Raw genomic sequence first — 18,913 nt, 5'->3', positions numbered from 1 at the left:
ACTCATGCGACACGTGCGCAACCACACACGAACCGGACATCGCGGGGCGCATGCTTGTCCTCATGCGACGAACAGCTGTGCTCCTCGTCACAATCGCCGCCCTGTCCGCGTGCAGCGAGTCCTCCGCGGGCAGAGTGCCACCGCCGACCGGCGCGAACGGCCAGCAGCCGAGCACGCCGCAGGAATCCAAGGCCCCCGGTCTGAAGATCGAGACGGTCGCGGGCGGCCTCGAGCACGGCTGGGACATCGCCTTCCTGCCAGACGGCAAAGCGCTCGTCACCCAGCGCACCGGCAAGCTCGCGCTGCTGTCGTCGACCACGCAGGGCGCCACTGTCACGCAGGTCCAGGCCGATTTCGGCGATGTGCTCGTCGCCGGTGAGGGCGGGCTGATGGGCATGGTGCCCGACCCGGGCTTCGCCACGAACCGCGAGTTCATCACGTGCCAGACGTACAAGGAGAACGGCACCGCCCGGGACATCCGACTGGTCCGCTGGCGCCTGGCTCCCGACGGCGCGAGTGCGCAGCGCGTGAAGGTCATGCTTTCGGGTTTCCCGGTGGCTCAGGGTGGCAGGCACTCCGGTTGCCGCCCGACCATCGCCCCGGACGGCGCACTGCTGGTGGGCACGGGTGACACGGCACGGCCCGCGCCGTCGCAGGACCGCACCGACCTCGGCGGCAAAGTCCTCCGGCTGGACGTCAAGACCGGCGGACCGGCGCCCGGCAACCCGTTCGCCGGTTCGCAGAACGCCAACGAGCAGCGCGTCTACACCTACGGCCACCGCAACGTGCAGGGCGTGGCGATCCGGCCGGGCAGCGGCCAGGTCATCACGGCCGAGCACGGCCCGGACAAGAACGACGAGGTCAACCTCGAACTGCCGGGCAAGAACTACGGCTGGGACCCGTCGCAGGGCGGTCGGGTCACCAGCTATGACGAGGACGTCCCCATGACCGACCTGCAACGCTTCCCGGACGCGGTCCCGGCGCTGTGGGAGTCCGGCGACCGCACCGAAGCGGTCTGCGCGTCGGCGTTCCTCGATGGCCCGCAGTGGGGTGACCTGAACGGCTCGCTCGTGGTGACCGCGTTGAAGGGCGCGAAGCTCCTGCTGTTCAAGCTGGACAACGCGGGCAAGGTGCAGTCGGTGTCCGTTCCGCCCGAGTTCGACGACGACTACGGCCGGTTGCGCGCCGCGCGCCAGGGCCCGGACGGCGCTCTCTACGTGACGACATCGAACGGAACCGACGACAAACTGCTGCGAGTCACGCGAAGCTAGCCGGGTGGAGTTCGAGGTACTCGGGCCGGTGGCGATCCGGACCGGCACCGGCCGCTCGACCATGGGCGGACAGCTGCGGAGCACCCTGCTCGGTGTCCTGCTGGCACGGGCCAACCGGCCGGTCCCGGTGAGCGCCTTGGCCGACGCGATGTGGAACGACGCCGTGGACGACCGGACGCCGCAGAAACTGCACCTGCACGTGCACAAGCTGCGCCGGTTTCTCGACGACCCCGATCGCGTGTCGTCCAGCGCCGGTGGCTACCAGCTGCGAGTACTGCCCGGTGAGCTCGACGCCGAACGGTTCGAGTCACTGGCCGACGAGGCCGCCGCGCGCGTGGCGGCCGATCCGCCCGAATAGTGCAGGTTCTCGGCCATGGCCAGCAGCGCGGACTGGCAGTTGTGCCACCCGGCCGCGCACCTGCCGTACGGCTCCCAGTCACCGCTGAACAGCTTCACCACCTCGTCGACCGGGTCGACGCCGAAAGGTGTCCGTCAGGAACCGGCGCAGGTAGTACGCGATGCTGATGCCGTCACCGACGGTGTGCACCAGCCAGTCGACCTGCAAGACCTTCGGCACCAGGGCCGCCGCGTCCGGCTCTTTCAGTTCGTCCTCGGGCTCCGCCAGGTCCTGGAACGCGTACGCCGCGTCGGTGACGCCCGCCTCCGCGGTGTCATCGGGCGGGTACGGCGCTGTGCCGACCGGGTACGTGGCGTCCAGCGAGGCCACCGTCCCGCTGTCGGTCTGCCGGTACCAGTCGGCCGCGAGCCGCACGTTGCCGGCGGAGTTGACCAGGATGCGGCACAGCTGGTTCATCCGCGTGGTGGCCTCCGCCTTGACCCATCACGTGCGACCTGCCGAGATAGCCGAACAGCACGCCTTCCTGCGCGGCACCCGGCGTCATGGCGTTCCAGTCCATTCCGGCCTGCCGCTCGAAGTACTGCCTGATCGCCTCAGCGTCGGCGGCTGAGCGGTCGACCAGGTCCGCGAACTTCTCCAGCCCGGCTTCGTCGACCTTGAACGACGACATGGTGGTGACTCCCCTCCTCGGCCCCGGGCGGCATGGTGCGGGCGGGTGCTTTCCTCCGGCTTTCCCGGCGTGCCGATCACTAGGGTGAGGCGTATGTCGTTCCCGGACGCGGTCTTCGCCGCACTGCGCACCGAACCGCCACGAATCGCTGTCGAACACGGCTCCCGCAGCGTGACCAGGGCCGGCCTGCTGCGTCTGACCGGCCGGATCGCCGCCGGGATGCGCGCGGCCGGGGTCAAGCGCGGCTCGGGCGTCGCGATGATCACGTCGGTGACGCCGGAGGCTTTGGCGGCGTATCTGGCCGCGTGGGCGCTGGGCGCGCGGCTCGTCGGGATCCGGCCGGGGTTCAGCGAGAAGCAACTCGACCACATCCTCGGCGACGGCCACGACCTGATCGTCACCGACGACAAACTCCCTGACCTGCTGGAAAACGACGACGAACCACTGCTGCTGACCTCACGGCCGCAGGACGTGGCCCGGTTGGTCCACACGAGCGGGAGCACAGGCCTGCCGAAGGCGTGCGCGCAGACGTACGAGGCGCTTTCCGCGCACTACACGTGGAATCCGGACAGCTGGGACGCCGCGACGACGGCGATGGCCGCGGCGTGTGACCGTTATCTGCTGTTCGGCAGTCTCGCGAGCGTGGTGGTGCAGGACTACCTCGCGTTGTGCCTGCTGCACGGCGGAACCGCGGTGATCCCCGAGGAGCTGGACTTCCCGCGGGTGCTGGCGGACCTGCGGATCACGTTCACGATCATGAACGTGCCCAGGTTGTACGCGATCCTGGATTCGTTGCGGGACAACCCTCTTGACCTTCGAAGCCTGCGCGGCATGATCGTCGCGGGCTCGCCGCTGGCCCCGCACCGCCTGCGTGAGGCGATGGACCGGATCGGCCCGGTGATCTACCACCACTACGGCCAGAGCGAGACCAACGGCCTGACCGTCACCACGCCGGAGGAAATCGCCGCAGGGCACGACGACACGGTCGGGAAACCTCACGGCGGCGCGGAGATCGAGATCCGCGACGGCGAGATCTGGGCCCGCACACCGTGGATGATGCGCGAGTACTGGGAAAACCCCGCCGAGACAGCGGAAACCCTGGTCGACGGCTGGATCCGCACCCGCGACCTCGGCGTGCTGGAAGACGGCCGGCTGCGCCTGACCGGCCGCGCCCGCGACGTCGTGATCGTCAACGGCTACCCGTTGTACGCAGGCCCGATCGAACGCGTCCTGGCCACCCACCCGGACGTCGACCAGGCGTACGTGCTCGGCCCGGAGGAAGTGCTGCACGCCTTCGTCATCCCCCGGCCAGGCACGCAGCCGGACCCGGCCGATCTGTCCACATTGGTCCGTGACGAGCTCGGCGCGGACAGCGTGCCGTCGACGATCACGTTCGTCGACTCGGTCCCGCTGGCCCCAAGCGGCAAACCGGACAAGCAGGCGCTGCTGGGCGACGACTAGCCCGGTATTCCCTTGGCGCATGGCACTTTCATGCCAGGGACGACCGTCACCCTTCAGTGCGGGGTGTCGAACGATCGGAGTAAGTTCGACACATTGGTTCAATCTTCAACATCCGAGGGGACCACGGAAATGGCAAAGCACGAGGCACGACCGCAGACTCCGCCGTTCGAGATCCCGGCCTTCGAGAACACGGCGGCCGACCGCGATCACGCGCCCAAGCACAGCAAGGACACCCCTCGGCCGCCGCGGTTGCGCGTGGTCATCGACGTGAAGAATTCTCGCAAGGCCAGCTAGTTCAGCGGTGGGCCTTGGGCTTGTGCTCCAGGTGCGACAGGCCGTTCCACGCCAGGTTGACCAGGTGCGCCGCCACGTCGGACTTGCGCGGCTTGCGAACGTCCAGCCACCACTGCCCGGTCAACGCGACCATGCCGACCAGCGCCTGCGCGTACAACCCGGCCAGCTTCGCGTCGTAGCCACGCGACGAGAAGTGCACGCCGAGGATGTGCTCGACATGGCTCGCGATGTCCGACAGCAGGCTCGAGAACGTCCCGTGCGAGCTCGCCACGGGCGAATCCCGCACGAGAATCCGGAAACCGTCGGTCGACGTGTCCACGTAGTCCAGCAGCGCCGTCGCCGCGTGCTCCAGCAAAGTCCGGGGGTGCATGTCCTCCGACAGCGATTCGGTGATCGCCGAGAGCAGGTAGTCCATCTCGCGGTCCACCACCACCGCGTAGATGCCTTCCTTGCCACCGAAGTGCTCGTAGACCACCGGCTTGCTCACGCCGGCGCGGTGCGCGATCTCCTCGACCGACGCGCCGTCGAAGCCCTTCTCGGCGAACAGCGACCGGGCGACGTCGAGCAGCTGCCGCCGGCGCTGGGTTCCGGTCATCCGTACCCGCGCCGGCGGCCCTGCCTCGTTGCGTCTCACCGGCTTACAGTAGCCAGCTCAGTCCTTGCCGACCGCCAAACGGGCCAGCCGCTGCTGGGTCGGCCAGCGCACGTCGTACACCCAGCCGAACTTCTCGAAGATCCAGATCAGGCGGGCGGAGGTGTCGATCTGGCCGCGCTGCACGCCGTGCCGGGCGCAGGTCGGGTCGGCGTGGTGCAGGTTGTGCCACGACTCGCCGAAGGACAGGATCGCCAGCGGCCAGAAGTTGGCCGCCTTGTCGCGGCTCTTGAACGGCCGCTCGCCGATCATGTGGCAGATCGAGTTGGTCGACCACGTCACGTGGTGCAGGATCGCCACCCGGACGAACCCGGCCCAGAAGAACGCCGTGAACGCGCCCCACCACGACCACGTGATCAACCCGCCGAGCACGGCGGGCATCAGGAACGTCAGGACGGTCAGCGGGATGAACAGCTTGTTGACCTTGACGATGTCCTTGTCGGCCATCAGGTCGGGCGCGAAGCGCTCCTTGTTCGTGACGTTGTTCTCGAAGATCCAGCCCATGTGCGCGTGCCAGAAACCGCGCGCCAGCGCCCACGGCGACGTGCCGAACAGCCACGGCGAGTGCGGGTCGCCCTCGCGGTCGGAGAACGCGTGGTGCCTGCGGTGGTCGGCGACCCAGGTGATCGGCGGCGACTGGACCGCCATGCTGCCCATGACCGCGAGCATGATCCGCATCGGTCGCTTGGCCTTGAACGAGTTGTGCGTGAACAGCCGGTGGTACCCGACGGTCACGCCGAGCCCGGAGAAGTAGAAGAAGAACAGCGACAGACCGACGTCGACCCAGCTCAGCCCCCAACCCCACAGCAGCGGAACAGCCGCGATGAGCGCCGCGAACGGCACCAGGATGAAGACGTACACCGCGATCTGCGTTGCCAGGTTCCGCTTGCCCTCGAAGAGCGGTTTCGGGCCCTTGTCGCCCGCCGCCGACTCCTCGGACTTGTCGAGGGTTGATGTCATTCGCCCACCTCACGCGTGACTTTAGGTCAGCCTTACCTACGATGTCGTAACTTACGACAGGGTAGGTTGCCTTGACGGCGGCGCGCCACCCCGCGATCCGTGAATCCGGTCGCCTACCACGACACTTCGAGTACCCCCATGTGACGCTCCTAACGCCCATTCGGGTAGCACCGGAGAACAAAATCCACCGGGGGTCTGTCGCCCGCCGACCGCGCTCGTGCGACGATGTCCAACCGTGAGCCCTCACCGGCTCTGGTCCGCCGTGGTGTAAAGGCAGCACCTCAGATTTTGGTTCTGATGGTCCAGGTTCGATCCCTGGCGGCGGAGCGGTTGAAGCTGAACGGGTTGAGGCAGGGGGTGCACCGCTGCGCAACGAGTCGGACGAGGGGCACCCGCCCGCGCTGGATGAGAAGTCCGACGCGTGGCTGGTCGGTCGTGCCAGCGAGTTGTTGGCGATCACGCAGAGCGCTGGACATGCCATGCAGGTCCAGAACGTGCAAGAGGTCGACAGCATGTTGGCGGAAGCACAGCATCGGGGCGAGCCGCGCATTGTCGCCCAGCTCCTGCGTTCTGCCGTTGCCATCCGCCTGGTGACCTCCGGCGAGGCGAGCACGGCCCAGCCGTACCTCGAAGAGATGATGGTGCACACCCGCAGGCACGGCCTGCTGGTGCTGGAAGCCGACGCCCACGCCCTGCTCGGCCGCCTGCTGCTGATGGCGGGCGCCGAGGACGTGGCGCTCACCGAGGCGGCCATCGCGCTCGCGATGCTGGACGACCCGCTGGTCCCGGACGGCACGCTCAGCAGGCGGACCTGGAACCTGCTGCTCGCGACCACCCTGATGGACATCGGCCTCGTGCTCACCCAGCTCGGCGTGTACGAGGAAGCCGACCAGGCGATGAACCGGGCGAGCCGGTACATCCGCGACAGCCCGGTGCCGCACCAGATCTCGGTCCACCTGATCAACCGCATCCGGATGCTCGTCGGCTGGGGCCTGCGGCTGGAACGCGTCGACCAGTCCGAGACCGCGCACGAGAAGTTCCAGACCGCCGCGGCGATCTCGCAAGCCGTCGAAGGCCCGTTCCGCGAATCGCTCTTCCCGCGCAAAGCCGACAAGTCCGCCTCGGAACAGGTCCCGGTGATCGCCGCCGCGCTCGCCCTCGCCGACCCGTCACCGGACCACGTGGAGCGGCTGTTCGAGATCAAACCGACCGCGAAGTACGCCCGCGAGCTGATCATCACCGCCATCGCGCTGGCCCGCTGCCTCGAGCAGACCGGCCTGGTCGACGAGGCCGTCGACGTGCTCGCCGACGCCCGGATCGCGCTGGAGGACGACCCGTCCGAGCCGACGCTGCGCCTGTGCCTGATCCGCGAGTTCGCCCGGCTGTCCGGACCGGACGGCGGTGAACGCACGATGAGCGCGTTGGAGAGCTACGCGCACGAACTCGAGACGCAACTGTGGGACATGCGCGAATCGCGGATCGCGACGCTGAACACCCGTCGCGAACACGAACGGCTGACGCGCAAGCACGGCGAGACCGAGCACAAGGCCATGCACGACCCGTTGACCGGCCTGCCGAACCGCCGAGCGCTGGACGAACGGCTGGAACTGCTCTCCGCCCGTGCAGACAACCACCCGATGGCGCTCGCGCTCGTCGACCTGGACGGGTTCAAGGAAGTCAACGACCAGTTCTCCCACGCCGACGGCGACGACGTGCTGCGCGTGGTGGCGAGCACCGTCCGTGACACGTTGCGCGGCGGGGACATGGTCGCCCGCTACGGCGGCGACGAGTTCGTCGTCCTGCTGCCCGGGGCGCCGTTGCACGCCGCCGAGGCGGCACTCGGCCGCGCCGTGCAGGCGGTCTCCGATCTGCCCCATGATCTTTCCCACGGTGTGACCTTGTCCGTCGGCGTGGTAGCGCTGCGTCAGAACGAGACCGCAGCGCGTGCGCTCGCTCGTGCCGACGCGGCGATGTACGAAGCGAAACGCAACGGCGGCAACGGAGTCGCGGCCGTCAGGATGAGCACCGAGACCGCGCAGTCCGGGCGAGTTGTCGATGACCCCGCGTGGGTCGTGCCAGAGGCAACGTAGGATCGTTACCTGGTGTTATCCGTACGGATTCCGCAGGGAGATCGCTGATGCCCCAGGGTGGGAACGCCCAGCTCAGCACCGTTGTACTCGCCGCAGGCGAAGGCACTCGGATGCGTTCGTCGACCCCGAAGGTGCTGCACCCGATCGCGGGGAGGCCGCTCGTCGAGCACGCCACGCGCGCGGTCGCCGGGCTCGACCCCGAGCATCTGGTCGTCGTCGTCGGCCACGGCCGGGAAGCGGTGACCGAGCATCTGGAAGGCCTCACCACCGCGCTGGACCGCAAGGTGACCACGGCGGTGCAGACCGAACAGAAAGGCACCGGACACGCGGTTTCGTGCGGCTTGTCCGAGTTGCCGCCTTCCCTGAGCGGCACAGTGATCGTGACCTACGGCGACGTGCCCCTGCTTGAGACGAACACGCTTTCGGCGTTGCTGGCCGAGCACACGTCGTCCGGCAACGCGGTGACGGTGCTGACAGCGGTCGTCGAGGACCCGACCGGCTACGGCCGGATCGTGCGCGACGCGGACGGCGGCGTGACCGCGATCGTCGAGCACAAGGACGCGGACGAAGACCAGCTGGAGATCGCCGAGATCAACTCGGGCATCTACGCGTTCGACGCCGAAGTGCTCAGCGACGGCCTGTCCCGGCTGAGCACGGACAACGCGCAAGGCGAGCTGTACCTGACCGACGTGCTGAGCATCGCGCGTGGCGACGGCCGCGGCGTAGGTGCGCTGGTGTGCGTCGACGCGTGGCAGGTCGAAGGCGTGAACGACCGCGTGCAGCTGGCCCGGCTCGGTGCCGAGCTCAACCGCAGGCTGCTGGAGCGCTGGATGCGCGAGGGCGTCTCGGTGATCGACACCGGCAGCGTCTGGCTGGACGCCGGGGTGACGCTGGCCAGGGACGTGCTGATCGAGCCGAACGTCCAACTGCGCGGGTCGACCAGTGTCGGCGAGGGCGCCACCATTGGTCCCGACACGACGCTGACCAACGTGACCGTGGCCGAGGGGGCGAAAGTCATCCGTACTCACGGCTCGGACTCCGCCATCGGCGCGGGCGCGTCCGTCGGCCCCTTCGCCTACCTGCGGCCGGGCACCTCGCTCGGCGAGAAGGGCAAGATCGGTACGTTCGTCGAGGTCAAGAACTCCCGGATCGGGACGGGGACGAAGATCCCGCACCTGTCGTACATCGGTGACGCGGACATCGGCGAGTACAGCAACGTCGGTGCCGCGAGCGTCACCGTGAACTACGACGGTGTGAGCAAGCATCGCACCACGATCGGCTCACACGCCCGCACCGGCTGCGACAACATGTTCGTCGCCCCGGTGACGGTCGGCGACGGCGCCTACAGCGGCGCCGGCACCGTGATCCGGCGGGACGTGCCGCCGGGCGCGCTCGCAGTTTCCGGCGGTCCGCAGCGCAACCTCGAGGACTGGGTGGTCAACCGCCGCCCGGGCACTGCGGCGGCCGAAGCGGCATTGGCCGCACAGAAAAGAGTCGAGGAGCAGCAGCCATGAACGCCAAATCCGGGACACCGAAGAAGCACCTGATGCTCTTCTCCGGCCGTGCTCACCCGGAGCTGGCCGAGGAAGTGGCACGGGAGCTGAAGGTGGAGATCACGCCGCAGGCGGCGTACGACTTCGCCAACGGTGAGATCTTCGTGCGGTTCAACGAATCGGTGCGGGGCACGGACGCCTTCGTGATCCAGGCGCACACCAGCCCGATCAACCAGTGGATCATGGAGCAGCTGCTGATGGTGGACGCGCTCAAGCGCGCGTCGGCCAAGCGGATCACCGTGATCATGCCGTTCTACGGCTACGCCAGGCAGGACAAGAAGCACAAGGGCCGCGAGCCGATCTCGGCGAGGCTGATCGCGGACATGTTCAAGACGGCGGGCGCGGACCGGATCATGACGGTCGACCTGCACACCGCGCAGATCCAGGGATTCTTCGACGGGCCGGTGGATCACCTGTTCGCGCAGTCGCTGCTGGCCGAGCACGTCGCGAAGACGTACGGCTCGTCGGACATCACGGTGGTCTCACCGGACTCCGGCCGCGTGCGGCTGGCGGAGAAGTGGGCGACGCAACTGGGCGACCGCCCGATCGCGTTCATCCACAAGACCCGCGACCCGCTGAAGCCGAACGAAGCGGTGGCCAACCGCGTCGTCGGTGAGGTTTCCGGACGGCTGTGCGTGCTGGTCGACGACATGATCGACACCGGCGGCACGATCGTGAAGGCCTGTGACGCCCTGATCGAAGGCGGCGCGTCGGACGTGGTGATCGCGGCGACGCACGGCATCCTGTCCGACCCGGCGTCGGAGCGGCTGGCCAACTGCAAGGCCAGGGAAGTCATCTTCACCAACACGCTGCCGATCCCCGAGGAGAAGCGGTTTCCGGGGATGACCGTGCTGTCGATCGCGCCCCTGCTGGCCCGTGCGATCCAGGAGGTCTTCGAGGACGGCTCGGTGACGAGCCTCTTCGACGGCAACGCCTGATCCTTCTTCTCCCGCCGCGGGCCACCGTCCAACTGGACGGTGGCCCGCATGCGTATGACTACTCAACTTGGGGGATCACGGGTTCCTGACCGGTCCCGGTTGCGTCAGAGTGCGACCAACCGACTACCGGGGAGGAAGATCGGGATGAGTGGCTACGCGGTGGTGATCGACGCGCTGAGACGCTCGTCGACAGCCGCCAACGACCTGAGCACGCAACTGCGAGCCGTCGACCTGGACACACCGGTCTCGAAGCTGGACACGGCCCTGCCAGGAACAAGCGCGGGTCCCGCCCTGACGGGACTGGGCGAACTGTGGCGCGGAGCGGTCCAGTCGATCAGCGACGCGGCTGCCCAGTTCGCACGTGACCTCGGCGCGTCCGCGGACCTGTACAGCACGAACGAGACCGCTGCGGCAGCTGACCTGCGCGTCCCCGGCGACGGGATGAGGCCGTCCTGATGGCGACCTTGGGTGACGTCCGCACGTGGAATGCCGAGCCGCTGAACACGGCGGTCGGCGAGTTGAACCGCCGCTACGACCAGCTGATGGGCCTGGCCGACGAACTCGCCGCCGCATGCCAGCCGAGCGGCTGGGTCGGCGAAGCCGCCTACAACGCGGCCACTTCGGCTCGTAAGCGAACAGATCGTCTGGAAGAACAGGTCGCAGGTGTCGCCGCAGTGCGCCGGGCCCCGGCCGAGTCAGCCGACGCGATCACCGCCCTGCACCACGCTGTTGCGGAGATCGACGGCTTGGCGAGGGCCAACGGCCTCCTGGTCGCGGACGACGGCGCGCTCGTCAGCCAAACGTGGGCGGGCCGGGTGCATGACCTCGATCGGGTGAAAGCCGAGCTGGTTGACCGGATCGAGCAGGTGCTCCGCCGGGCGAACGCGATCGACGAAGACCTGACCACGGTCGTGAACCGGGCGAGAACAAGCCAGACTCTCGACGGCGACGCGGACGGCCTGACCGGCGCAGCCCAAGCAGGGACGGCTCGCGGCGGCCTGTCAGTCGCCGGGCCGCCGCAGGGCGGCTCGCCGTCCGACAACGCGGGCTGGTGGGACACGCTGTCGGACATGGAGAAGCAGCGGATCACCAAGGAGCACCCGGACTGGATCGGCAACCTGGACGGCGTGCCCGCCGCTGCGCGAGACGCCGCCAACCGCGCCAGACTGCCCGGCGAACGAGCCGCCCTGGGACGCCACCTCGCCGAAGTGGAGGCGAAGCTGCGCGAGGCCGGGGAACGTGGCGGCGAGTTCGCGGAACTGCGAGAAAAGACGTGGCGGGCGGAGCTGGACAAGATCAAGGCCAAGCTGGAGTCCATCGACGCACTGGAACGAATCCTGCGAACGGACAACCGGCACCTGCTGGTGGTGGACATGTCAGGCGAGCGCGCCAAAGCAGCAGTCAGCGTCGGCGACGTGGACACCGCCGATCACGTGGCGGTTTACACGCCGGGGATGAACTCAACGGTCAATGGCAACCTCAAAGACTACGTAAACGACGTTGAAGGGCTGCGGAACAGTTCCCAGCTTGAGTTGGACAGAGCTGGGGGCGGCACTGTCGCGACAGTCGCTTGGCTGGGATACGAACCGCCGAACACATCCAGGGAAATTTTGGACGCCGCAAGCGACGCACGCGCCCGAGAGGGTGCGAATCGACTCGCTCCATTCTTGAACGGGATCGACGCATCCCGGGAAAATGATGCGCATTTGACCGCCCTCGGCCATTCCTACGGTTCACTCACCACGGGCATCGCGCTTCAGCAGAAGACCGGGGTGGATGACGCGGTCGTCTTCGGTTCACCCGGTCTTGGCACGAGCGATCCGGGAAAGATCCAGGTCGCCCACGGCCACCTGTACAACATCGAGGCCGACGGGGACCCCGTCGCCGACCTCGGCGATCCACTGGCCCATGGGGCCGATCCCAGCTCGCTGCCCATCCCACAGCTGTCCACCCACGAGACCGTCACACCGGACGGCCGACATCTCAGGGCGTCCGCGGGACACAGTCAGTACACCTGGGAGAACACCACGAGCCAGTACAACATGAGCCTGGTTGTCGCCGGCATGAACGACCGTGTCATTCCCGGACGATGAGGAGATACGAGTTGCGATTGCCGACATCGATGTTCGCAGCTGTGATCATCCTGGTGAGTGGCTGCGCCGCCGAACCGGCCAGTGACGACAAGGAGAAGACTTTGAACAGCCAGTTCGCCGAGTTGCAGAAACGGCCGGACATCGATTCAGCCGTTCAGCGATACGGCGAGGTACTGACGAAGATACGGGACAGACTGGCTGCTTCGAACTTCGCGACCGGGTGGCGTGAAGCCAAGGATCGGGCCAGTTCACGTGGTTGCACCAGCGGCTTTTCCGGCGCGTGGTCGGAGATCGACGACGAAACCGGTGAGATACGGACCCTGCCGACGTGGATCTCGTCGGGAAACCTGCCGGACGAAAAGTGGGACAGTGCTGTCTCGGCCATCGTCGAGACCGTGCGCGACCATGGATTCGACGGACCTGGGGTGGTGGCGAACCGCCCGGGCGACCATGAAGTGATCTTCCGCGACGGATACGGCGCGCAGATCACTTTCGGGACGTTGACCAACACGGTCCTCAGCCTCACCACGGGCTGCCACCTGACCGTGGCCGCGCACCAGCGGGGCACGCCGCCGCCGAAGCGCACCTACTGACCGGCGCGACCCAGCCGAAACGCCAAGTGGCACCCCGATTTCGGCCCCCCGGCGATGCCTGGATGAAGCTGGCGTAAACTATCCGGGTTGTCTCGGCGAGGCTGGGCTCTTTTGAGCCTGGCGTGATCGACGCGGCTGGTTGGGTAGCCGTGTGTCTTCGCGCCTGCCTCCGCCGCGGTGACGACCCCTACTTTTGCCTTTTGTGTTGAAGGAGAGCATCACCGTGTCCGAGGTCCGTCTTGCCGCCGAGTCGCGTACCGAATTCGGCAAGGGCGCCGCACGCCGTACCCGCCGCGCCGGCAAGATCCCCGCGGTGCTCTACGGTCACGGTTCCGACCCGAAGCACCTGGCTCTGCCGGCGCTCGAGTTCGCCCGTGTAGTCCGTGAGCACGGTCAGAACGCCGTCCTGACGCTGGATGTGGACTCCAAGTCCGAGCTGGCGCTGACCAAGACCGTCACCACCCACCCGATCAAGAACTACATCGAGCACGTCGACCTGCTGCTCGTCCAGCGCGGCGAGAAGGTCAGCGTCGAGGTGCCGATCGTGCTGACCGGCGACCCCGCCGCCTCCACCCTGGTCACCCAGGAGGTGACCGTGATCACCGTCGAGGTCGAGGCGCTGCACATCCCCGACCAGTTCGAGCTGTCGATCGAGGGCGCCGAGGCAGGCACCCAGTTCACCGCGGCCGACATCAAGCTCCCGCAGGGCGCCACCCTCGCCACCGACCCCGAGGCGCTCGTCGTCGCCGTCAACCCGGCGCCGACCGCGCAGCAGCTCGAGGGCGACACCGGCGAGGCCCCGGCCGACGAGGCCCCCGCCGAAGAAGAGGCCTGATCCCGTGAGCGAAGGGCCGGGGACCGTGGTGATCGTTGGCCTCGGCAACCCCGGCCCTCGCTATGCGGCCAACCGCCACAACGTCGGCGCGATGGTGCTCGACGAACTGGGCGACCGCGTGGGCGGCGGGAAGTTCAAGGCCCACAAGGGCCTCGCCGACGTCCTGGAAGGGCGGCTCGGCGCACAACGCGTGGTGTTGATGAAGCCGCGCTCGTTCATGAACGTCTCCGGCGGGCCCGTCTCGGGCGTCGCCAAGTTCTTCAAGGTCGCACCGGCCGACCTCGTCGTGATCTACGACGAACTCGACCTGCCGTTCGGCACGGTCCGGCTCAAGCTCGGCGGCGGCGAGAACGGCCACAACGGCCTGCGGTCCATCTCGAAGTCCCTCGGCACCAAGGACTACCACCGCATCCGGGTCGGCATCGGCCGCCCGCCCGGCCGGATGGATCCCGCGGACTTCGTCCTCAAGGACTTCTCCGTGGTCGAACGCAAAGAGTTGCCGTTCGTCTTCGATCGCGCGGCCGACGCCACGGAAGCCCTGATCAACAACGGCCTGGAAGCCGCGCAGAACGCCTTCCACGCCCTGAGCTGACCACTACGGGCGACCGCGCAGGCTCCCCCACATCTTGTCGCGCACCGCGGTCCGGCGACCACCTTGTGACCAGGACGCCCGCCCCTTCTTCTGGCTGGTCCGAGTGCGGAGGGTCTCCTCGACCTTCTGCAGCCGTTGGCGGAGCTTCCCGTTGTCCTCCATCGCCCACAGACTTCGCACCTTCTGCCACGCCTGGTCCGAGGTAAGCGACGACAGCATGTCGGCGACCGCCGAACGCACGTGGACATCGGCGCCCTCCTGCATCAGAGCCCCATAAAGCCCGATCAAGCTGTCGTCGGAGAAGCCGAGCAGCCCGAGCAGTTCAACGCCGAGGAGCTGTTCGGACTCGTCGCCGACGTTGGGCAACTGCTCGATCAGCTGCCGTAGCGCGACCTCGGTCACCGCCGGACTCGTATTCGCCCTGGCGGCGAATATCGCGATGCCCCGCTCGACCACACCGACGCCGTCGAGTTCGATCACGCGCTCGAACAGGTCGCGTTCGACGCACTGACTGCTCGCCGCCTCGAAAAGCAGGTACCGCCAGGCGTCCATCGACAGGACCGCACGGGCGGCCAGGACGAACTCGAAGTCGACAGCGCCATCCACCTTCGTGAGCGCGGCGCAACACGAAGCGCTCACCAGGTCGTGCAACTCGCCTCGGTCCTTGGCGAACACGAAGTTCTTTATTCCAGCCACGTTCGCCTGGATGTAGTCCGTGCGCTGTGCCTTTCGCAGGATGTCCGATATCACCGATGCCCTGGCAGCCGAATCCGCCGAGGCGAGCAGCCGGTCGACGGACAGCTCTCGAACGGCCGCGTACTCCGCCGCGAAAGTGGCGATCTCCGTCGAGGTTATGACGCCGCTACCCGCGAGCTTCATCTTGTCGAAGATCCGGCCAGCGTGCCGCTCCAGGTTCGCGAATATGGCGTCGTTGACGTCGCCGTGCACAGCGGCCCTCGCCCAGCGCGCCTGCCGCACCTTCGGGAACATCTGCGCCTCATAGGCGCTGTGCACGGCTCCGAGAACACTGGGCTTGCCGGAACCAACGTGACCAAAGTAGACAAAACGCGCGCGACCGTCCATGGTGACGGCGATCTCCCTGAGCGAATTGATTGACAGGCCGTGGATATCGGCCCGGATCCCTGTCGGAAACGGCTCGCTCTCCGCCTCGACCTGTGCCTCTTCACGCCGGTTGATCAGATTGTCCACGGCGCGACGCGCGACGAAGAACTCCATGAAGGACTTGTGCGCGAACCGGAACTCGTCGGCGGCCGACCGTGTTAGGAAAGAGCAGGTCTGGATGTCGGAGCGCAGTTCTTCGAGCTTCTCCGGCACATCGGCGAACTCCGCCATGGTGGTTGCCACGATTTCGTTCAACTGCGCGGCCGAGATCGACAGAACGTCCACCCTGTGCATGAAGAACGCCAGTTCTTCGCAGAAGGACTGGCGCAACGTCGATGGCGTGTTCACCCGCCAGTTGTCCCGCAACGTCCACTTGCCGGTGTACTGCTCGTACAGGGCCGCGGAGTTGATCGGCGTACGCGCGGCCAGCAACTCCGGCATCGTCTGCAGGACCATGTCGAGCAGCACAGGACGCGAACACAGGTCGGACAGGTCGTGGATCTTCTCTATCGACGCGATGATGTCGTCGGCCTGCGCGCCCGCGTGCGTGGTGATGAACGTCCGGACGCGCTGCTTGTCCCAGGGCTCGACGGTGAGGATCCGGCCGTGGTGCTTGAAGGAGATCCGGAAGTCGTCGCCCGACTCCGGGTCGGGCACGTCGATCGAGAAGTTCCGGACCAGCTCGAGCAGGTCTGCGTGGCTGGAGAAGAAGTTCGACCGGCAGGTCAGCAGGACCTTCACGTTCAGCGCCGCGAGGATGTAGAACTGCCCGAAGCACTTGGCGATGGTCGACTCGTCTGCTGTCGCCGCCATCTCGTCGAAACCGTCCAGCACCAGCAGGATTCGCCCGGTCGAACACGCTCGTTCGAACGCCTGGAACGACGCGAGCGCGACGCCGTACTGGTTGATCAGGCTGTCGGTGACGAGTTGCCTGATGTTCAAAGCGTCACGGTACTCGCGCAGGTTGAACAGAATCGGCAACGGCATGTCCGGGCCCACGCCCTGGCTGCCGCGTTCCCTGAGCAACTCGTAGGTGAAGTTCCGGCAGAACGACGTCTTACCGGAGCCGTACTCGCCGAGCAGGAACAACAGGTTGTCGTTCGGGCGCGCGAGCCAGTCCTTGGCGGCCTGCGTCAGCGAAGGCAGGATCCGGCGATCCTCGGCGCGGGCGGCAGGCTCGACGAAACGCCCGTAGATATCACCGTCGTGGAACATTCCGTCGCTGCGCTCGTACGCGTAGCAGTATCCGTCAATGTACGGCGTGAAGTCGACGAGCTGGCTTTCGAGCTCGTCGAACGTCATGACCGAAACGTTCGCGTGGCTTCCAGCGAACGTCCTCGCTTCCGCGGTGAACCCGTTCCGCGACACGTACAACATCCGGAACATGTACCGCGGATCGGTCAAGGACATCAGCACCGCGGACTTCTCTTTGATCATCTTGATGCCGACCGGCTCGGTTCGGTCGCCGCACTCGACCACCAGGCAGACGTTGTCGAGAATGTCGTTGCGGCGGGCTACGAGATCGATCTGGGTGCCACTGAGCAGCACATTCCGCTCGACCTTGTAGCCCTTGAGCCGCAGCAGTTTGGCGACTTCTTCTTCGAACGCGTCGCCCTTGAGGTTTCCCGATGACATCCGCAGGCTCCCCGCCCTCGTGCTGTCATGACCGTGTTGCCACGGCTGCGGTTGACTTCGTCAACGACTCTCGGTCTTGCGGATGCTCTCCGCCAACTGCTCCCCCGCCGCCGCGCGGCGGAGCTTGCCCGACGGTGTCTTGGGCAGCGAGCCCGGCGACAACACCAGCACGGCCACCGGGCGCGCCTCCACGGCTTCGAAAACGCGGCTGGCGACTTCCTTGCGCAGCTTGGCTTCCTCGGCCGTGTCGCCGGCCAGTTTGGACTCGACGACCACGGCGAAGCGCTCGCGCCTGCTTCCGGCGTCCAGGCGGACCGCGACCGCGTTGCCCGCTCGGACGCCTTCCACGCCGGTCGCGGCCCGTTCGATGTCCGTCGGGTAGATGTTGCGGCCACCGAGGATGATCACGTCCTTCTCCCGGCCGCACACCACGATCGCGTCACCCGCCAGGTAGCCGATGTCCCCTGTGGACATCCAGCCGTCCTCGGCCTGGATCGCCTTCGGGCCGTCCACCGTCAGGTATCCCGGGGTCACCGACGAGCCGCGGAGCTGGATCTCGCCGACCTCGCGGTCACCGCGGATCTCGCCGTCCTCGGTGATCACGCGGGCTTCGACGCCCGGCAGAGGTGGGCCGAGCACGGCGAACGAGCGCACCTCGGCACTCGGTTCCACCGGCACCGCACGGCGGTCGACCTCGAGCGCGTGCGGGTCGATGTAGTCCAGGGTCAGGCCGGTGAACAGCGGCGCGAAGGACACTGCCAGCGTGCATTCGGCCATGCCGTACGCCGGGAACACGCACTCCCACGGCATCTTGAACCTCGCGCCCGCATCGGTGAACGTCTTCACCGCTGACGCGTCGATCGGCTCGGCGCCGTTGAGGGCCAGGCGCAGGGTCGACAGGTCGTAGGCGCCGTCTTCGGCGTTGCCCATCCGCTTGCCGACCATGGCGTACGCGAAGTTCGGGGCCGCCGTGATCGTCGCGCGGTAGCGGCTGATCAGGTCCATCCACAGCAACGGGGCACGCAGGAAATCCGCGGGCGTGACCTTCACCAGGTCGATGCCCAGCGTCATCGGCGTGGTCAGGAAGCCGACCATGCCCATGTCGTGGAACAGCGGCAGCCACGACACCATGGTGTCGTTCTCCCAGTCCAGCGCGGCTTTCTCGGCCATCGCCCCGATGTTGGCGAACAGGTTGCCGTGCGTGATGCGGACTGCCTTCGGGTCGGCCGTCGACCCGCTCGTCAGCTGCAGCAAGGCGTGGACGTCTTCGCCGACGTGCACCGGCTCGGCGAGCGGCTGGCCGTCGACCAGGTCCGTCAGCATCCGGTACGGGATGCCGTGCTCGGCCAGCACCGGCGCCAGCTGGTCGAACGGCGCACCGAGCAGCACCAGCTTGGAATCGATCATGTTGAGCACACGCAAGGTGTCCTCGGCCCACACCGCGAGGTCCGTGCGCGGTGTCGGCTGGTGCAGCATCGTCACACTGCCGCCGGACAGCCACACCGCCTGGATCGCCGGGGCGATCAGCACGGGGTCCGCGGCGAGCACAGCGACCGCACTCTGCGGTCCGAGACCGCCTTCCACAAGCGCGCCCGCCATCTTGCGGGCCTCATGGTGTACCTGCTCCCACGTCCGGCGAACGGGATCCCCGGGCTCACCGGTGACGATCCCCTTGACCTTGCCGCGGGTGGCGGCGTTGCCCAGCAGGGCGTCCACGAACCGACTCATAGGGCGCACTCTAGTCGTGAGTGGTTTCCGGGGGTTCAACCCCGACAACCACTCACAATCGATCAGAA

The 18,913-nt window shown here is 67.3% G+C and carries 17 protein-coding genes and 1 tRNA gene; 13 read left to right on the top strand and 5 right to left on the bottom strand.

The genetic code is table 11. From position 1 onward, the window contains the following. Nucleotides 1-62: 62 nt before the first annotated feature. Nucleotides 63-1,271, top strand: coding sequence for a PQQ-dependent sugar dehydrogenase (locus AOZ06_RS05860; protein ID WP_054296438.1), 1,209 nt, complete (start codon nucleotides 63-65; stop codon nucleotides 1,269-1,271). Nucleotides 1,272-1,275: 4 nt separating this feature from the next. Beyond that, a complete protein-coding gene (locus tag AOZ06_RS05855; protein WP_054288487.1) occupies nucleotides 1,276-1,629 on the top strand; it encodes an AfsR/SARP family transcriptional regulator in 354 nt (117 codons plus the stop codon). A 78-nt stretch (nucleotides 1,630-1,707) separates the two neighbouring features. On the opposite strand, the gene AOZ06_RS05850 is transcribed toward AOZ06_RS05855, so the two are convergent. Then, the gene (locus tag AOZ06_RS05850; RefSeq protein WP_054288486.1) at nucleotides 1,708-2,085 is read right to left on the bottom strand and encodes a hypothetical protein; all 378 of its coding nucleotides are present in this window, start codon (nucleotides 2,083-2,085) and stop codon (nucleotides 1,708-1,710) included. A 307-nt stretch (nucleotides 2,086-2,392) separates the two neighbouring features. Between AOZ06_RS05850 and AOZ06_RS05845 the strand changes: the two genes are divergently transcribed. Together AOZ06_RS05845 and AOZ06_RS55915 are read left to right on the top strand one after the other, a co-directional pair. Continuing rightward, a complete protein-coding gene (locus AOZ06_RS05845; RefSeq protein WP_054288485.1) occupies nucleotides 2,393-3,760 on the top strand; it encodes a class I adenylate-forming enzyme family protein in 1,368 nt (455 codons plus the stop codon). Nucleotides 3,761-3,889: 129 nt separating this feature from the next. Further along, complete coding sequence (locus tag AOZ06_RS55915; protein ID WP_157232863.1) at nucleotides 3,890-4,054, top strand: hypothetical protein; 165 nt, start codon at nucleotides 3,890-3,892, stop codon at nucleotides 4,052-4,054. Between the two features lies 1 nt (nucleotide 4,055). Here the strand turns inward: AOZ06_RS55915 and AOZ06_RS05840 are convergent, their stop codons facing one another. Together AOZ06_RS05840 and AOZ06_RS05835 are read right to left on the bottom strand one after the other, a co-directional pair. Beyond that, nucleotides 4,056-4,649 carry a TetR/AcrR family transcriptional regulator gene (locus AOZ06_RS05840; RefSeq protein WP_054288484.1) on the bottom strand — a complete coding sequence of 198 codons (594 nt, stop codon included), beginning with the start codon at nucleotides 4,647-4,649 and terminating at the stop codon, nucleotides 4,056-4,058. A gap of 57 nt (nucleotides 4,650-4,706) precedes the next feature. Further along, nucleotides 4,707-5,666, bottom strand: a complete 960-nt coding sequence (locus AOZ06_RS05835) for an acyl-CoA desaturase (RefSeq protein WP_054288483.1) — start codon at nucleotides 5,664-5,666, stop codon at nucleotides 4,707-4,709. Nucleotides 5,667-5,922: 256 nt separating this feature from the next. Here AOZ06_RS05835 and AOZ06_RS05830 point away from each other — a divergent pair. The 9 genes from AOZ06_RS05830 (at nucleotide 5,923) to pth (ending at nucleotide 14,360) form a co-directional block, all read left to right on the top strand. After that, nucleotides 5,923-5,993 (top strand) — tRNA-Gln (locus AOZ06_RS05830). A 152-nt stretch (nucleotides 5,994-6,145) separates the two neighbouring features. Beyond that, on the top strand, nucleotides 6,146-7,756 hold the full coding sequence (locus AOZ06_RS05825) for a tetratricopeptide repeat-containing diguanylate cyclase (protein ID WP_083471537.1): 1,611 nt from the start codon (nucleotides 6,146-6,148) through the stop codon (nucleotides 7,754-7,756). A gap of 47 nt (nucleotides 7,757-7,803) precedes the next feature. Further along, nucleotides 7,804-9,270 carry a bifunctional UDP-N-acetylglucosamine diphosphorylase/glucosamine-1-phosphate N-acetyltransferase GlmU gene (glmU, locus tag AOZ06_RS05820; protein ID WP_054288482.1) on the top strand — a complete coding sequence of 489 codons (1,467 nt, stop codon included), beginning with the start codon at nucleotides 7,804-7,806 and terminating at the stop codon, nucleotides 9,268-9,270. Further along, nucleotides 9,267-10,247 (top strand): ribose-phosphate diphosphokinase, encoded by a 981-nt coding sequence (locus tag AOZ06_RS05815; protein ID WP_054288481.1) that lies wholly within the window; start codon nucleotides 9,267-9,269, stop codon nucleotides 10,245-10,247. Before glmU ends, AOZ06_RS05815 begins: the two co-directional genes overlap by 4 nt. A gap of 144 nt (nucleotides 10,248-10,391) precedes the next feature. After that, the gene (locus AOZ06_RS05810) at nucleotides 10,392-10,703 is read left to right on the top strand and encodes a hypothetical protein (protein ID WP_054288480.1); all 312 of its coding nucleotides are present in this window, start codon (nucleotides 10,392-10,394) and stop codon (nucleotides 10,701-10,703) included. Beyond that, on the top strand, nucleotides 10,703-12,340 hold the full coding sequence (locus tag AOZ06_RS05805) for an alpha/beta hydrolase (protein WP_054288479.1): 1,638 nt from the start codon (nucleotides 10,703-10,705) through the stop codon (nucleotides 12,338-12,340). The genes AOZ06_RS05810 and AOZ06_RS05805 overlap by 1 nt, the downstream gene beginning before the upstream one ends. A gap of 41 nt (nucleotides 12,341-12,381) precedes the next feature. After that, complete coding sequence (locus AOZ06_RS05800; protein WP_169798869.1) at nucleotides 12,382-12,933, top strand: LppA family lipoprotein; 552 nt, start codon at nucleotides 12,382-12,384, stop codon at nucleotides 12,931-12,933. A 223-nt stretch (nucleotides 12,934-13,156) separates the two neighbouring features. Then, complete coding sequence (locus tag AOZ06_RS05795; RefSeq protein WP_054296436.1) at nucleotides 13,157-13,768, top strand: 50S ribosomal protein L25/general stress protein Ctc; 612 nt, start codon at nucleotides 13,157-13,159, stop codon at nucleotides 13,766-13,768. A gap of 4 nt (nucleotides 13,769-13,772) precedes the next feature. Beyond that, the gene (pth, locus tag AOZ06_RS05790; protein ID WP_054288477.1) at nucleotides 13,773-14,360 is read left to right on the top strand and encodes an aminoacyl-tRNA hydrolase; all 588 of its coding nucleotides are present in this window, start codon (nucleotides 13,773-13,775) and stop codon (nucleotides 14,358-14,360) included. A gap of 3 nt (nucleotides 14,361-14,363) precedes the next feature. On the opposite strand, the gene AOZ06_RS05785 is transcribed toward pth, so the two are convergent. Both AOZ06_RS05785 and AOZ06_RS05780 read right to left on the bottom strand, forming a co-directional pair. Beyond that, nucleotides 14,364-17,117 (bottom strand): restriction endonuclease, encoded by a 2,754-nt coding sequence (locus tag AOZ06_RS05785; protein WP_054288476.1) that lies wholly within the window; start codon nucleotides 17,115-17,117, stop codon nucleotides 14,364-14,366. Nucleotides 17,118-17,177: 60 nt separating this feature from the next. After that, nucleotides 17,178-18,845 (bottom strand): fatty acyl-AMP ligase, encoded by a 1,668-nt coding sequence (locus tag AOZ06_RS05780; protein WP_054288475.1) that lies wholly within the window; start codon nucleotides 18,843-18,845, stop codon nucleotides 17,178-17,180. Nucleotides 18,846-18,913: the final 68 nt, after the last annotated feature.

The sequence above is a fragment of the Kibdelosporangium phytohabitans genome (assembly GCF_001302585.1).
Classification (GTDB): domain Bacteria; phylum Actinomycetota; class Actinomycetes; order Mycobacteriales; family Pseudonocardiaceae; genus Kibdelosporangium; species Kibdelosporangium phytohabitans.
The sequence above is the reverse complement of the archived record's forward strand: the minus strand, read 5'-3'. Positions and strand labels throughout refer to the sequence as shown.

Bases quoted from the DNA above. Each gene is read 5' to 3' on its own strand.
- AOZ06_RS05850 (WP_054288486.1), bottom strand. From the start codon at position 2,085: ATGAACCAGCTGTGCCGCATCCTGGTCAACTCCGCCGGCAACGTGCGG.
- AOZ06_RS55915 (WP_157232863.1), top strand. From the start codon at position 3,890: ATGGCAAAGCACGAGGCACGACCGCAGACTCCGCCGTTCGAGATCCCG.
- AOZ06_RS05825 (WP_083471537.1), top strand. From the start codon at position 6,146: ATGCAGGTCCAGAACGTGCAAGAGGTCGACAGCATGTTGGCGGAAGCA.
- glmU (WP_054288482.1), top strand. From the start codon at position 7,804: ATGCCCCAGGGTGGGAACGCCCAGCTCAGCACCGTTGTACTCGCCGCA.
- AOZ06_RS05805 (WP_054288479.1), top strand. From the start codon at position 10,703: ATGGCGACCTTGGGTGACGTCCGCACGTGGAATGCCGAGCCGCTGAAC.
- AOZ06_RS05840 (WP_054288484.1), bottom strand. From the start codon at position 4,649: ATGACCGGAACCCAGCGCCGGCGGCAGCTGCTCGACGTCGCCCGGTCG.
- AOZ06_RS05835 (WP_054288483.1), bottom strand. From the start codon at position 5,666: ATGACATCAACCCTCGACAAGTCCGAGGAGTCGGCGGCGGGCGACAAG.
- AOZ06_RS05810 (WP_054288480.1), top strand. From the start codon at position 10,392: ATGAGTGGCTACGCGGTGGTGATCGACGCGCTGAGACGCTCGTCGACA.
- AOZ06_RS05815 (WP_054288481.1), top strand. From the start codon at position 9,267: ATGAACGCCAAATCCGGGACACCGAAGAAGCACCTGATGCTCTTCTCC.
- AOZ06_RS05860 (WP_054296438.1), top strand. From the start codon at position 63: ATGCGACGAACAGCTGTGCTCCTCGTCACAATCGCCGCCCTGTCCGCG.
- AOZ06_RS05845 (WP_054288485.1), top strand. From the start codon at position 2,393: ATGTCGTTCCCGGACGCGGTCTTCGCCGCACTGCGCACCGAACCGCCA.
- AOZ06_RS05785 (WP_054288476.1), bottom strand. From the start codon at position 17,117: ATGTCATCGGGAAACCTCAAGGGCGACGCGTTCGAAGAAGAAGTCGCC.
- AOZ06_RS05780 (WP_054288475.1), bottom strand. From the start codon at position 18,845: ATGAGTCGGTTCGTGGACGCCCTGCTGGGCAACGCCGCCACCCGCGGC.